This window comes from Nonomuraea sp. B208 (genome assembly GCF_057536035.1).
Genome location: NZ_BAAJOU010000001.1, coordinates 1 through 13,671 on the forward strand (window position 1 = coordinate 1; position 13,671 = coordinate 13,671).

The 13,671-nt window shown below is 73.8% G+C and carries 14 protein-coding genes; 8 read left to right on the forward strand and 6 right to left on the reverse strand.

Features of this window, described 5'->3' with window-relative positions:
* On the reverse strand, window positions 1–300 hold a 300-nt coding region (locus AC27IY_RS00005), incomplete at its 3' end, for a TetR family transcriptional regulator (RefSeq protein ID WP_487176665.1).
* 169 nt (window positions 301–469) lie between these two features.
* Between AC27IY_RS00005 and AC27IY_RS00010 the strand changes: the two genes are divergently transcribed.
* Together AC27IY_RS00010 and AC27IY_RS00015 are read left to right on the forward strand one after the other, a co-directional pair.
* The gene (locus AC27IY_RS00010; protein ID WP_487176666.1) at window positions 470–1,345 is read left to right on the forward strand and encodes an LLM class flavin-dependent oxidoreductase; all 876 of its coding nucleotides are present in this window, start codon (window positions 470–472) and stop codon (window positions 1,343–1,345) included.
* Window positions 1,346–1,373: 28 nt separating this feature from the next.
* Window positions 1,374–2,300 carry an alpha/beta hydrolase family protein gene (locus tag AC27IY_RS00015; RefSeq protein ID WP_487176667.1) on the forward strand — a complete coding sequence of 309 codons (927 nt, stop codon included), beginning with the start codon at window positions 1,374–1,376 and terminating at the stop codon, window positions 2,298–2,300.
* Window positions 2,301–2,305: 5 nt separating this feature from the next.
* Here the strand turns inward: AC27IY_RS00015 and AC27IY_RS00020 are convergent, their stop codons facing one another.
* The gene (locus AC27IY_RS00020; protein WP_487176668.1) at window positions 2,306–3,337 is read right to left on the reverse strand and encodes a carboxylate-amine ligase; all 1,032 of its coding nucleotides are present in this window, start codon (window positions 3,335–3,337) and stop codon (window positions 2,306–2,308) included.
* A 261-nt stretch (window positions 3,338–3,598) separates the two neighbouring features.
* On the opposite strand from AC27IY_RS00020, the gene helR reads away from it, so the two are divergent.
* Complete coding sequence (gene helR, locus AC27IY_RS00025; RefSeq protein ID WP_487176669.1) at window positions 3,599–5,752, forward strand: RNA polymerase recycling motor ATPase HelR; 2,154 nt, start codon at window positions 3,599–3,601, stop codon at window positions 5,750–5,752.
* 112 nt (window positions 5,753–5,864) lie between these two features.
* Entirely contained in the window at window positions 5,865–6,764 is a 900-nt protein-coding gene (locus tag AC27IY_RS00030) for an RNA polymerase sigma-70 factor (protein ID WP_423448062.1), read from the forward strand.
* 4 nt (window positions 6,765–6,768) lie between these two features.
* Here the strand turns inward: AC27IY_RS00030 and AC27IY_RS00035 are convergent, their stop codons facing one another.
* Window positions 6,769–7,569, reverse strand: a complete 801-nt coding sequence (locus AC27IY_RS00035; RefSeq protein ID WP_487176670.1) for an SDR family NAD(P)-dependent oxidoreductase — start codon at window positions 7,567–7,569, stop codon at window positions 6,769–6,771.
* A 106-nt stretch (window positions 7,570–7,675) separates the two neighbouring features.
* Here AC27IY_RS00035 and AC27IY_RS00040 point away from each other — a divergent pair, with 106 nt between their 5' ends.
* Together AC27IY_RS00040 and AC27IY_RS00045 are read left to right on the forward strand one after the other, a co-directional pair.
* Window positions 7,676–8,278 carry a TetR/AcrR family transcriptional regulator gene (locus AC27IY_RS00040; RefSeq protein ID WP_487176671.1) on the forward strand — a complete coding sequence of 201 codons (603 nt, stop codon included), beginning with the start codon at window positions 7,676–7,678 and terminating at the stop codon, window positions 8,276–8,278.
* A 101-nt stretch (window positions 8,279–8,379) separates the two neighbouring features.
* The gene (locus AC27IY_RS00045) at window positions 8,380–8,829 is read left to right on the forward strand and encodes a MarR family winged helix-turn-helix transcriptional regulator (RefSeq protein WP_423448065.1); all 450 of its coding nucleotides are present in this window, start codon (window positions 8,380–8,382) and stop codon (window positions 8,827–8,829) included.
* On the opposite strand, the gene AC27IY_RS00050 is transcribed toward AC27IY_RS00045, so the two are convergent.
* On the reverse strand, window positions 8,795–9,397 hold the full coding sequence (locus AC27IY_RS00050) for a TetR/AcrR family transcriptional regulator (RefSeq protein ID WP_487176672.1): 603 nt from the start codon (window positions 9,395–9,397) through the stop codon (window positions 8,795–8,797). The two genes, AC27IY_RS00045 and AC27IY_RS00050, sit on opposite strands and share 35 nt — an antisense overlap.
* Before the next feature lie 58 nt (window positions 9,398–9,455).
* Between AC27IY_RS00050 and AC27IY_RS00055 the strand changes: the two genes are divergently transcribed.
* Window positions 9,456–10,265 carry a class I SAM-dependent methyltransferase gene (locus AC27IY_RS00055; RefSeq protein ID WP_487176673.1) on the forward strand — a complete coding sequence of 270 codons (810 nt, stop codon included), beginning with the start codon at window positions 9,456–9,458 and terminating at the stop codon, window positions 10,263–10,265.
* Window positions 10,266–10,417: 152 nt separating this feature from the next.
* Entirely contained in the window at window positions 10,418–12,088 is a 1,671-nt protein-coding gene (locus tag AC27IY_RS00060; RefSeq protein WP_487176674.1) for a glycosyltransferase, read from the forward strand.
* Window positions 12,089–12,211: 123 nt separating this feature from the next.
* Here AC27IY_RS00060 and AC27IY_RS00065 read toward each other — a convergent pair whose 3' ends face one another.
* Both AC27IY_RS00065 and AC27IY_RS00070 read right to left on the reverse strand, forming a co-directional pair.
* Complete coding sequence (locus AC27IY_RS00065; protein ID WP_423448069.1) at window positions 12,212–12,577, reverse strand: cupin domain-containing protein; 366 nt, start codon at window positions 12,575–12,577, stop codon at window positions 12,212–12,214.
* Window positions 12,578–12,650: 73 nt separating this feature from the next.
* Window positions 12,651–13,526 (reverse strand): serine protein kinase RIO, encoded by an 876-nt coding sequence (locus tag AC27IY_RS00070; RefSeq protein WP_487176676.1) that lies wholly within the window; start codon window positions 13,524–13,526, stop codon window positions 12,651–12,653.
* Window positions 13,527–13,671: the final 145 nt, after the last annotated feature.

Below are 13,671 nucleotides of genomic sequence, written 5' to 3' on the forward strand. Positions count from 1 at the left end.
GCGGTAGATCGTGGCCGTGCCGACGCCCGCCTCGGCCGCGATGTCCCGGATGGGCGCCTCGACGCCCGAGGTGACGAAGACCGCCGCGGCGGCGTCGAGCAGGGTCTTCTCGTTGCGCCGGGCATCGGCCCGCTTGCGCGTGCCGCCCTGCGTGCCCTGCGCGGCCCGCGCGGCCTGCGCGCCCTGCGTGCCCTGCGCGGCCCGCGCGGCCTGCGCGCCCTGCGTGCCCTGCGCGGCCCGCGCGGCCTGCGCGGCCTGCCCGCCCTGCGCGGTCTGCGCGCTCTTTTCGCTGTCGCTCACCGCGCCGCTCCTTCCGCCGGCACCGCCGCCCGGCTTGCTAAACGGGACACTGTCCCATATGTTCTAAACGGGACACAGTCCCACTTGTTCTCTCTCCCATGATGCCAGAGCGCGCGCCCGCATCCTCCCTCCGCGAACCCCCGGCCACCCGGCCGGAAGGAGCACACCCATGCCCTACGACTCCCCGCCCAGCTTCGGGATCATGACCGCGCCGATGCAGGTCGGCTACCACGACGTCCTGCGGGTCTGGCGCGAGGCGGACACGATCCCGGCGATCGAGCACGCCTGGCTGTTCGACCACCTCCTGCCGATCGCGGGCGACCTGACCGGCCCCGTCCACGAGGGCTGGACCCTGCTCGCCGCCCTCGCCGCGCAGACCCGGCGGCTGCGGCTCGGCCTGATGGTGACCAGCAACCGGTTCCGGCCGCCCGCGCTGCTCGCCAAGATCGCCACGACCGTCGACATCGTCTCCGGCGGACGCCTCGACTTCGGCATCGGCGTCGGCTCGCGCCCCGACCATCCCCTGGCCCGGCGCGAGTACGAGGCCCACGGCCTGCCCTTCCACGACACCGCCCACGCCGTGGCCAGCCTGGCCGAGGCGTGCACGGTGATCCGGCGGCTGTGGACCGAGGACGAGCCGTTCGACTTCGACGGCGTCCACCACCGGCTGAAGGGCGCGTTCGGCAACCCCAAGCCGGTGCAGCGCCCCCACCCGCCCATCCTCGTCGGCGGGCGCTCGTCGGCGACGCTGCGCGTGGCCGCCGAGCACGCCGACCTGTGGAACATCCCCGGCGGCGGCGACATCGCCGACCTCGCGGGCCGCTCGGCCCTGCTGGACCGCTACTGCGCCGAGATCGGCCGCGACGCGGCCGCGATCACCCGCTCGATCCACCTGCCCGTCTCCTACGACCGTCCCGGCCCCACCAGGGACGCGATCGGCGCGGCGGTCGAGGCCGGCTTCCGGCACGTCGTGCTCGGACTGCCCGCCCCCTACCCCGACGGCGTCGCCCGATGGGTCGCCGACGAGCTCATCCCCACCCACTGACCGACTGACGCAAAGGAAGACCGCTCTCATGAGCATGACGGACACGACGACCATCGCCGCCCGGGTCGTCTCGGTGAAACCGGTGGTGCTGCCCACCCCCGGCCGTGGCGAGGACCTGCGGGTGCGGGTGTCCTCCCCCGCGACCGGGCGGGACCTGCCGGTCGTCGTCCTCTCGCACGGCTTCGGCTGGTCGATGGACGGCTACGGGCCGCTGGCCGACCACTGGGCGGCGCACGGATTCGTGGTCGTCCAGCCCACCCATCTCGACTCGCGGACGCTCGCCCTGCCTCCCGACGATCCCCGTACCCCGCTCATCTGGCGGTGGCGGGTGACGGACCTGAGGCACGTCCTGGACCGGCTGGACGCCGTCGAGGCGGCCGTTCCCGGCCTCGCCGGGCGCCTCGACCGCGACCGGATCGCCGTGGCCGGGCACTCCTGGGGCGGGCAGACGGCGAGCATGCTGCTCGGCGCGCGCGTCCTCGACGCCGCGGGCCGGCCGGGAGAGGATCTGTCCGACTTGCGGGTCAGGGCGGGCGTGCTGCTCGCCACGCCGGGATCGGGCGGGGCCGACCTGACGCCGTTCGCGGCCGAGCACTTCCCGTTCATGAACCCGGACTTCGCGCGGATGACCACGCCGGCGCTCGTGGTCGCGGGCGACCAGGACCGGTCGGCGCTGTCGGTACGGGGCCCGGACTGGTTCACCGACCCGTACCGGCTGAGCCCGGGAGGCAAGAGCCTGCTCACCCTGTTCGGGGCGGAGCACTCGCTCGGCGGGATCGTCGGCCCCGGCGCCGCCGAGACCACGGACGAGAGCCCGGCCCGCGTCGCCCTGATCCAGCGGCTCACCACCGCCTACCTCCGCACCGCCCTGGACCTGGGCGACCCCGCCTGGCCCAGCGCGTGCGCGGCCCTGGCGGCGGAGCCGGGCCCGCTCGGGCGGATCGAGACGAGCTGACCGGCTCAGCCCGCCAGGCGCGGCAGGTCCTGCCGCGACTGGTCGGCCAGCATGCGGGCGACGTCGGACACCAGCCCCCGCCGCTCGTACGCGGCCCGCTGCCGCGCCGCGCCCGAGCCGTGCCGGTGCAGCACGTCCAGCCCTTCGTCCATGAGGGGCAGGTCGCCGAGGGCGCGCAACGCGGGCCCGATGTGGTCGATCAGCGTGTCCACCAGCCGCCAGACGGGCAGCGTGCGGCCGGTGAGCTGGTCGACGTTCTCCCCCTCCAGCCCGTCGCGGGCGGCCCGCCAGCTCGCGGCGGCGAGCAGGGTGTGGTCCACGTTCGGCGCGGGCCGGCCCGCCCGTACCTCGCCGAGCGCCGTGGCGGCCAGCGCCCTGACCAGCCCCGTGAGGAGCACCACCTCGGCCACGGTCTGGCAGGTGTCGGCCACCCTGATCTCGATCGCCGGCCTCTCGGAGGAGAGCCTGGCCTGCCACTCGGGGACCACCCCGGTGGCGTGCAGCCCTTCGACCAGCCAGTCGTGGTGCTCGGCTGACCGGAACCAGGGCGGCGGCCCGGCGGCGGGATGACGGCTCCTGGCCATCGCGCGCCCGCTCGCGCAGCCGGTGTCCGTGTCGCCGCCGATCGGCGAGTTCACGGTCAGCGCCTGCAGCACGGGCAGCCAGGGCCGCAGATGGTCGACCACCTGGACGGCCTCCTCCCGGTCGTCAACGCCGAGCCACACGAGACAACCGGCGTCGCCCGGCAGGTCGCCCGACAACGCCGTGCCCGTGGCCGCCACCCCGGCGCCCGCGCCGTCGGCGGCGGCCACCACGACGGCGCGCAGCCGCAGCAACTCCTCCCGCAGGCCCGCCAGCTCGGTGTGCGCGCCGCTGCGGGTCTCGATCTGGAATCCGGTCCGCGCCGTCACCTGGTCCCGGACGGTGCCGCCGACGCGCTCGCGCACGTCGCCGGCGACCGGCGTCACCTTCGCGGTGGCCGGGTCCAGAAGAATGAACCCCTCCTCGACTCCCATGGTCACATCCGTTTCAGCCATGGGACCCCCTCTTCCCCGTACGTGCGCGGCCTTGCGGATCAGTCTCGTGCGGCCAGGGGCGACGTGCGCTGCCGGCACGACGAAGCAGAGCGGCGGCACCAGGAGACGTTCTGAGGAGGAGACCGAGGACGGGAAAGGGGAGAATCCGCTCCTTTCCACTTTCAACCTATAGCGCACCCGGGGGCTTGCGGCAAGACCCCGGTCGTGCAGGACAATCGGCGGCCGAGGCCGAGAACCTGCGAAAACGCCGGAGCGCATTACGTGAATCACCCATCGACCATCAGCGTGTTCGACCTGCCGGAAAGGCTGTCCGCCAAGGCCGACCCGGCGCTGATCGGCCGCGACGAGCAGCACTTCGCGGCCGTCGCCGAGGCCCTGGAGCAGACGGTCGCCGAGTTGTCGGACCGTCTCGACGCCACGCGCAGGGCCCCCGGCGGCGCGGGCCGGGCGGCGCTGGACCGGGACCTGGAGGTCCACCGGCTGAGCGCCCGCCTGCGTACGCTGCGCCGCTTCGGGCTCGACCTGTGTCTCGGCCGCATGGTCGGGTCGGAGGGGGCCGAACCTGTCTATGTCGGGCGGCTGGGCCTGACCGACCGGGAGGGCCGGCGGCTGCTGCTGGACTGGCGGTCCCCTGCGGCCGAGCCGTTCTTCGGCGCCACCCACGCCAACCCGATGGGCCTGGCCAGCCGCCGCCGCTACCGCTGGACGCGTGGCCGGATCAGCGACTACTGGGACGAGGTGTTCACCGCGGACGGGCTCGACGGGCACGCCGCGCTGGACGACCAGTCGGCCTTCATCGCCAGCCTGGGCGGCAGCCGCTCGCCGCGGATGCGGGACGTGCTCGCCACCATCCAGGCCGACCAGGACGCCGTCATCCGGGCGAGCTCGCGCGGCGCGCTGGTCGTGGACGGCGGTCCGGGCACCGGCAAGACCGTCGTCGCCCTGCACCGCTCGGCGTACCTGCTCTACGCCGACCCTCGGCTCGGCCACAACCGGGGCGGCGTGCTGTTCGTCGGGCCGCACCAGCCGTACCTGGCGTACGTCGCCGACGTCCTGCCCAGTCTCGGCGAGGAGGGCGTGCAGACCTGCACCCTGCGCGACCTCGTGCCCGAGGGCGCGACGGCGGCGGCCGAGAGCGACCCCGAGGTGGCCCGGCTGAAGGCGTCCGCGGACCTGGTGAAGGCGATCGAGCCGGCCGTCAGGTTCTACGAGAACCCGCCCGCGAAGGGCATGACGGTCACCACCGAGTGGTCCGACGTCCGGCTCGGCCCCGACGACTGGGCCGAGGCGTTCGCGGCGCCGGAGCCCGGCACCCCGCACAACGAGGCGCGCGACCGCATCTGGGAGGAACTGGTCGAGATCATCGTCGGCAAGCACGACGACGAGGACGTCCCCGCCGACCTGGTCCGCAGGTCGCTGCTGCGCGACCGGGAGCTGCTGACGGCCTTCAACCGCGCCTGGCCGGTGATCGAGCCGGCCGACCTCGTCGGCGACCTGTGGTCGGTGCCCGCGTACCTGCGGCTGTGCGCTCCCTGGCTGGCCAAGGAGGAGATCAGGCGGTTGCAGCGTGCCGACCCGCAGGCGTGGACCGTGTCGGACCTGCCGCTGCTGGACGCGGCCCGGCAGCGGCTCGGCGACCCGGAGTCGTCGCGGCGCAGGCGCAGGCAGGAGGCCGCCGCCGCGGCGGAGCGCGAGCGCATGGTCGGCGTGGTCGACAACCTGCTCCAGGCCGACGACGACGGCGAGGCGGCGGTGACGATGCTGCACGGCGCGGACCTGCGGGAGGCCCTGGTGGACGAGGGCGCGCTGCCCGCCGCCGAACCCGACCGGCTGGCCGGACCGTTCGCGCACATCGTGGTGGACGAGGCCCAGGAGCTGACCGACGCGGAGTGGCAGATGCTGCTGCTGCGCTGCCCGTCGCGGAGCTTCACCGTGGTCGGGGACCGCGCCCAGGCCAGGCACGGCTTCACCGAGTCGTGGCGGGAGCGGCTGGAACGGGTCGGGCTGGACCGGATCACCCTCGCCTCGCTCACCGTCAACTACCGGACGCCGGAGGAGATCATGGCGGAGGCCGAGCCGGTCATCCGGGCCGCGCTCCCCGACGCCAACGTGCCGACGTCCATCCGCGCCGGTGGCGTGCCCGTGCGGCACGGGTCGGTGGCGGAGCTGGACGCGATCGTGGACGGGTGGCTCGCCGAGCACCCCGAGGGGGTCGCCTGCGTGATCGGCGACCCGGCGTTCGAGGCGCGGCCCCGGGTCCGGTCGCTGACGCCGCAGCTCGCGAAGGGGCTGGAGTTCGACCTGGTGGTGCTGGTCGATCCTGAGCGGTTCGGCGAGGGCGTCGAAGGGGCGGTGGACCGCTACGTCGCGATGACCCGCGCGACCCAGCGGCTCGCCGTCCTGACCAGCTCCTGATCCCACGACACCACGGCACTGTGACAGGGGTCACAGTGCCGTGGTGTCACAGCGGGGCCGCGGGCGGTGTCACATGCGTGGCACTTTCGACGGCGAGCGGGCAGGAGCGACCATGAGCACAGGCGGCGAGCAACGGCTGGACGCGGCGACCGAGGCGTTCGTCACGCACCGGAACCTGCTGTTCACCGTCGCCTACGAGCTGCTCGGCTCGGCGGCCGACGCCGAGGACGTCCTGCAGGAGACCTGGATGCGGTGGGCGGGCGTGGACCTCGGCACCGTACGGGACCGGCGCGCCTACCTGGTGCGGATCGCCACCAGGCAGGCGCTCGGCCGGCTGCGCACGCTCGGCCGGCGCAGGGAGTCCTACGTCGGACCCTGGCTGCCCGAGCCGCTGCTGACCTCGCCGGACGTGGCGGAGGACGTCGAGCTGGCCGACAGCGTCTCGACCGCGATGCTGCTGGTGCTGGAGACGCTGCAGCCGGCCGAGCGGGCGGTGTTCGTGCTGCGCGAGGTGTTCGCCGTGGACTACGACGAGATCGCCGAGACCGTCGGCAAGACCCCGGCCGCGGTCCGGCAGATCGCGCACCGCGCGCGGGCCCACGTCGCCGCGCGGCGGCCGCGCGGCAGCGCCTCCCCCGCCGAGATCAGGAACGCGCTGGCGGCCTTCCAAGGGGCGGTCGAGACCGGCGACCTGCGAGGGCTGCTCGGCATCCTCGCCCCCGACGTGGTCATGCTCGGCGACGGCGGCGGGGTCGCCAAGGCCGCGCTGACCCCCTTGGTCGGCCCCGACCAGGTGGCCGCGCTGGTGGCCAGGCTGCGCACGCCCGACGCGCCGGCCGTTCTGGAGCAGGCGCAGATCAACGGCCATCCGGCGCTGATCTTCCGGATCGACGGCGCGATCAGCACCGTTCTCACGGTACGGATCGACGACGGCCTCATCACCGGCCTCTACGCCGTGCGCAACCCCGAGAAGCTGTCGCACGTCGAGCGGGAGACCCCGGTCAGCCGATGAGGGCTCAGGCCAGGGTGGCACCGCCGTCGACGGTGATGACCTGGCCGGTGACGTAGGTGTTCGCCATGAGGAACAGGACGGAGGCGGCGGCCTCTTCGGCGGTGCCGACGCGGCCCAGCGGCATGCCCGCCCCGGCGGCGGCGACTCCCTCGTCGGAGTCCATGCCCGGGATCGAGCGCAGGAGCGGGGTGTCGATCATGCCGAAGCGTACGGCGTTCACGCGCTGACGGGCCGGGGCGAGCTCCACGGCGAGGGCCCTGGTCAGGGTCTCCACGGCGCCGGCGAGCGACAGCGGCGCGCTCATCCCGGGCCTGGGGCGGACGACGAGCGTTCCCGAGCTGAACGTGAGCGAGCCTCCGGCGGGCAGGTGGGCCGCGGCCGCGCGGGCGGCGGCGAACACGGGCCAGAGGCGGGTGTCGAGGAGCGCGCCGAGGCCGTCGCGCGACACCCCGCTCACGGGGCCCGCGCCGGCCATGCCGCCCGCGGTGACGAGGACGTGGTCGGTGCGCCCGGCGCGGTCGAAGGCCTCGTCGAGGGTGCGCTCGTCGCCGCCGTCGCCGGCGACGGCCACCACGGCGTCGTCGGGGTCCTCGTCCTGGCCCGCCTCGCGTACCCGGGCGACGGCGGCCTTCAGCCGGCCGGGGTCGCGTCCGACGAGGACGACGCGCGCGCCGACGGAACGCAGCAGGACGCCGGCCGCGAGGCCGATGCCCGAGCTCGCGCCGATGAGGACGGCGGTGGCGCCGGCGAGGCCGGTGGGCAGCGGGGAGCGTACGGGGGCGGGCGCGGTGGTGCCAGTGGACATGAGATGCCTTCCTGGATGGCGAGAAATAAACCATCTGGTTGTTTTATTTCCGGTCCGATCCTGCCGCTCGCGAGGGAGTGAGTCAACCCGATGGTTTAATTCGTCCATGGCCTATGACGCGGAGGACACCAAGCGGCGCATCTTCGCGGCCGCCACCGCCGAGTTCGCCGAGCACGGGCTGGCGGGGGCCAGGGTCGACCGGATCGCCGCCGCCGCCAAGGCCAACAAGCAGGCCATCTACCTCTACTACGGCGGCAAGGAGAAGCTGTTCGCCGCCGTCCTGCGGGCGAAGCTGGAGGAGGTCCATGTCGCGATCTCCATCGATCCCGACGCGGTGGCCGACTCCGTCGGGCAGATCTTCGACTGGCACCAGCAACATCCCGAGCTGATCCGGCTGCTGCTGTGGGAGGCGCTGGAGACGCGCGACGGCGGGCTCGGCGCGAGCGAGACGGAGCGGCGCGTCGCGTTCCGGGAGAAGGTGTGCGGCCTCGCCGACAGCGTGGCCCCTCACCTGCCCGAGCAGGAACGCGTACGGGCCGCCCAGGACCTGCTCTTCACCATCATGGGGCTCATCTCCTGGAACTTCGCGGTGCCCGGGATGTGCCGGATGATGCTGGGCGAGGAGAGCGACCAGGCGGCGCTGGCCCGCCGCCGCGAAGCGGTGATCGCCGCCGCTCGCCGGCTCGCCACCACCCCCGTCGCTCCTTGACTGGCGGGCCGCCAGGGTTGAGCGCCGTGCGCACTTACCGGGATCCTGCCTCCTGAGCATATACTTGTAATAAGACATGTATATGCAGGAAGGCATGCGTCATGGATCGTCCCATCGGTTACTGGCTCAAGCACCTCGACCGGCTCATCGAGGCCGAGGCCGAGCGGGTCCTCGACGAGGAGCGCCTCACGCGCCGGCACTGGCAGGTGCTGAACGTGCTCCGCCAGGCCCCGCAGACCGCGAGCGGTCTCCGGGAGACACTGCGCCCCTTCTGGCAGCCCGGGGCGATCACCCTGGAGGACGTCACCGGCGAGCTGACCCGGCGCGGCTGGCTCACCGAGGACGCCGAGGGCCGCCACGCCCTCACGCCGGAGGGCCTGACCGGGCACGCCGCCGTCCAGGAGAAGGTGCACGGCATCCGCTCGGCGTTCCTCACGGGTCTCACGGAGGAGGAGTACGCCGGCACCGTACGCACGCTCCAGCGGATGGCCGCCAACCTGGAGGCCCGAGGCGGCGTCACAGCAGGCGGCGCTGGACCACGTCGGCGATGACGGCCCGTACGACCTTCTCGACGGCCTCCGGATCCGGCGCGGCGCCGTCGCGGTCGGCGAAGAGCAGGTGCCCCGCGCCGACGAGGGAGAGCGCGAGCGCGTCCACCTCGGCGTCGGCGGCGATCCGCCCCATGGCGCGCTCCTCTCCGAGGTAGCCGCCGATCATGGCAGCGGCCTCGGCGAGGACCGGGACACCGGCCTCCGGACGGTCCTGGCGCAGCCGGGCGCGCAGCTCGTCGCGGAAGATGACGAGGCCGACGATCGACACCGCGACCGGGTCGAACAACTGGATCAGCGCGGCGGTGAGGTTGCCGGCGACGGTCCCGCGTCCGGCGGCCGCGCGCAGGTCGGCGGCCTCGGCGGCGAGCCGGCGCACGCGCTCGCGCACCAGGTCGGCGAGGAAGGCGTCGAAGTCGGCGAAGTGCCGGTGCAGGACGCCCTTGGCGACGCCGGCCTCGTCGGTGACGGCCCGGCTGGTCAGCCCGATCGCGCCGTCCCTGAGCAGGACCCGCTCCGCGGCGTCGAACAACTGCTGCCGCACATCGCGGAGCGCCACTCCCGTCGGCATCGCCCGTTCTCCCTCTCGCACGCTCGACAAGTGGGCGAGCGCCCACTACTGTGGGCGCATGCCCACTTTAACTCAGGGAACCCCGCAGGAGCCTCATGAGGCCCGGCAGACGGCCGAATCGTTCGGTGTGGACGCCGAACGCTACGACCGCGCCCGCCCCGCCTATCCGGACGCCCTGATCCAGCGGATCATAGCCGCGAGCCCCGGCCCCCACCTCCTCGACGTCGGCTGCGGCACCGGCATCGAGGCCCGGCAGTTCCTCGCGGCCGGCCACACGGTGCTCGGCGTCGAACCGGACGCGCGGATGGCCGCGTTCGCCCGCCGCACCGGCGTCGAGGTCGAGGTGGCGACGTTCGAGGAATGGGACGCCGCCGGACGCACGTTCGACGCGGTCGTGGCCGGCCAGTCCTGGCACTGGGTGGACCCGGTCGCGGGCCCGGTCAAGGCCGCGCGGGTGCTGCGCCCCGGCGGCCTGCTCGCCGCGTTCGCCCACGTGTACGACGCGCCGCCGCCGATCGCGGAGGCGCTCGCCGGCGCGCTGCGCCGCGTGCTGCCCGGCGCACCGGCCGTCGCCGGCCCGCCGAAGGCCGCCCAGGACGTCTACCGGCAGATGTTCGAGAGGTTCGCCGACGGCATCCGGCAGGCGGGCGCGTTCGGCGAGCCCGAGCTGTGGCGGTTCGACGGGGAACGCCACTACACCCGCGCCGAATGGCTCGACCTGCTGCCCACCACCGGCGGTCTCACCCGGCTCAGGCCGGACGACCTGGCCCGGGTGCTGGAGGACGTCGGAGCCGCCGTGGACGCGGCCGGCGGCGGCTTCACCACGGCCTTCACCACGCTGGCCGTCGCCGCGACACTCCGGTCCTGAGCGGCGACCTGCGCGTTTCCTGTGCGCATTCTGGCAGCTCTGACCTGCGAAGACGTGGTGCGCGCGGATCGCCGGGCCGGGTTCTCTCCCAGGTAGGCGTCCTAGGGTGAGGCCCGTCCATCCGGCCTGACGATCTAGGAGCATTCGCGCGCATGTCCGTCTCTTCTCTCGAAACCACCGTCGGCGACGACGTGCGACGGGTGCGCGGCAACGACTACCGGGTCCTCCAGCCGCCCGAGGACTTCGTGCCCGAGCTGCGGGTGAGCGTGATCATCCCGGCGTACGGCGCGCAGCACAAGCTGGATCTGGTGCTGCGGGGGCTGGCGCGGCAGACGTACCCGGCGGAGCTGACGGAGATCATCGTCGTGGACAACGGCAGCTCGCCGCCGCTGCGCCTGCCCGGGGACTCGGCCGCCCGCCTCATCCGCTGCGACCGGCCGGGCCGCGCCGCCGCCCGCAACGCCGGCCTCGCCGAGGCCACCGGCGACGTCATCCACTGGCTCGACTCCGACGTGGTGCTCACGCCGGGCGCGATCGAGGCGCACATGCGCTGGCACCACGCCGCCCCCTACCTCTCGGTCACCGGCTACATCCGCTTCACCTCCGCCCCGCTGCCCGACACGCTGCCGCAGGACCTGGAGGCGGCGTTCGAGCCCGCCCTGCCGCACGCCTGGCTGGTCGGGCTGGTCGAGCGCACCGACGGCCTCACCGCCAACCCGGTGCGGCCGTTCAGCCTGCACGTCGGCGGGGCCACGTCGGTCAGCGCCCGCCTGATCGAGGCGGCCGGCCCCATGGACGAGGACCTGGTCGTCGGCCAGGACACCGAGATGGGCTACCGGCTGGCGCAGGCGGGGGCGGTGTTCGTGCCCGAGCCGCGGGCCCGCGCCTACCACCTCGGCCCGACCATGCGGATGCGCGAGCAGCAGCGCGTCGACCGGGTCAGCCACGCCTTCGTCGCCGACCGCATCCCTGCTTACCAGTGGCTGCGTACGCATCCGGCGCGGCGGTGGAAGGTGCCGTACGTGACCGCGGTCCTGGACGGCACGGCCGGCTACGAGGCGGTCCGCACCGCCGTGGACGCCCTGCTCGCCTCCACGGTCGCGGACCTGTCGGTGGTGCTGGTCGGCCCCTGGGACCGGCTCGACCGCGACCGCCGCGCCCCGCTCAAGGACCCCGACCTGGACCTGGTCCTGGTGCACGGCCACTACGAGCACGAACCCCGGGTACGCCTGGCGACCGCCGCCGAGGTGGACCCGTCGGTCCCGTTCGTGCTGCGCCTGCCCGCTGGTTGGGCGCCGGGCGAGGACGGCGTGGCCAAGCTGCTCGACCTGGCCCGCGCCGAAGGGCTCGGCCTGGTCCAGGTGCTGCTGCGGGAGTCACCCGAGGGCGTCGTCGCGGCCCGGCTGGAACGGGTGTCCGCCTTCGCCCGCGCCCGGCTCGTGGTCCGGCCCGGCGAGGACCTGGACGACGCCGTGGCGGACGTCTCCGGCGTGCGGTGGGTGACGGGCGAGGCGTACGGGTTCACCGAGGGGCCGGTCGAGCCGCTGGGGCGGCGGGCGGCGTACCAGGCCAGGGTGCGGGCCGAGGCGGAGGCGGCGCGGCTGGCCGGCGAGGCCGAACGGCTGCGCGGCCAGGTCGCCAAGTGGCGTGACGAGGCGGCGCGCTGGCGCAAGAGCACGGTGGAACTGCGCCGTGAGGTGGGCGCGCTGCGCCGCGAGGTGCACGCGGCGCAACGCGACCGCCGGCTCGACCAGCAGCGCGGCATGCGCGCCGTCCTGTCCAGGAGGATGCGCCGCGCGCTGGGCCGCAGGTCGCGCGGCTGACCACCGCGTGGAGCGGTCGCCGCCCGCGCGGTTCCGCTCAACGGTCGCCGGGCATGCGACTGCGCTCAGCAGTCACCGGTCGCGCGACTTGCGCTCAGCAGTCACCGGTCGCGCGACCCGCGCTCAGCAGTCCCCGGCCGCGCGGGCGTAGTCGGCTGCTCCTCCGGCGAAGTCGTAGAGGATGACCGGCTCGTCGCCCACCACCCAGGCGTCATGCCCCGGTGAGCAGACGAAGACCTCGCCCGGTCCCGCCTCTGCCTCCGCCCCGTCGTCCATGCGCATCCGCATCCGGCCCTGGACCACGAACCCGTGGTGACGGATCTGGCAGGAGCTGGTCCCCGCGATCTGCTTGACCGACTCCGACCAGCGCCAGCCCGGCTCGAACGTGGCCACGCCGAAGCTCAGCCCGGACAGGTTGCACACTTCCAAATGACCCTTCGGGAAGTCACGGCGCTCGTCCGGCTTCTCGATGCTCTTGATCTCGATCACGACGCCTCCTTCCGTCAGCTCCAGTCTTCCATCGGGAAACCCCCATATGGGGAAGGACCTGGGCAAATGGAGGTCACATGCGGGCCTCGCGCCGCAGCAGCGCCGCCAGGGTCTCCGGGTCGGCCCCGGCGACGCCCTTGGCCGCGAACCAGGTGGCCATGTTGCGCGCGTCGCGGTCCAGGAACGACGGCCCGGCCGGATGCGCGACCACGTCCACGATCTGGGGCAGGTCGATGATGACCAGCCTGCCGTCGCGGACCAGCACGTTGTACGGGGACAGGTCGCCGTGCGCCAGCCCCTCCCCCGCCAGCGTCACCATCGCCTCGACGAGCTGCTTCCACAGGTCGTCGAGGCCCTCGGAGACCTGGGCCAGGCGCGGCGCCGCGTAGCCGTCGGGCGTCCCGACGAACTCCTGCAGGATCTCCGTGCCGAGGATCTGCACCGGGTACGGCACCGGCATCCCCAGCTCCCACAGCCGGCACAACGCCCCGAACTCCGCCACCGCCCACTGCGTCGCGATCATCTGCTTGCCGAACGCGGTGCGGTTGGCCATGGCGCGGTTCGTCCGGCTCTCGCGGGTCGTGCGGCCCTCCAGGTAGCCGGAGTCGCGGTGGAACAGGCGGTGCTCGGCCGACCGGTAGCGCTTGGCCGCCAGCAGGCAGACCCGGTCGGTGCCCGGCACGCCCCGCGAGATCAGGTGGACGTCGGCCTCCTTGCCGGTCTTCAGGATGCCGTGCTCGGTGTCGACGGCGGCCAGCTCGGTGACCAGCCAGTCGGGGTACGGGCGCGGCCCCTTCTCCGTGGGCGTGCTCTGGTCCCAGGTGGACCAGCGATCACCCTCGGGAGGGCCGTCGTCGGACGCCGTCTCGGGCGTGCTCTCCAGCCAGGCGATGTCGTCGGCGTCGAGGGCGTGCTTGCCACGGCGGCGGTGTTGCGAGTGCTTCGGCACGGTGGGAATGCTCCAGATGTGAGGCCCACCGGGGTGCCGATCGAGTCAGGTCAGCGGCGGACGCCCGGCGGGAAGGTGTGGGGACGCGGAAAACGGCACGCGAACAGTCGTCGTCACGGTCTCACCCTCCCTTCGACAGGCGATC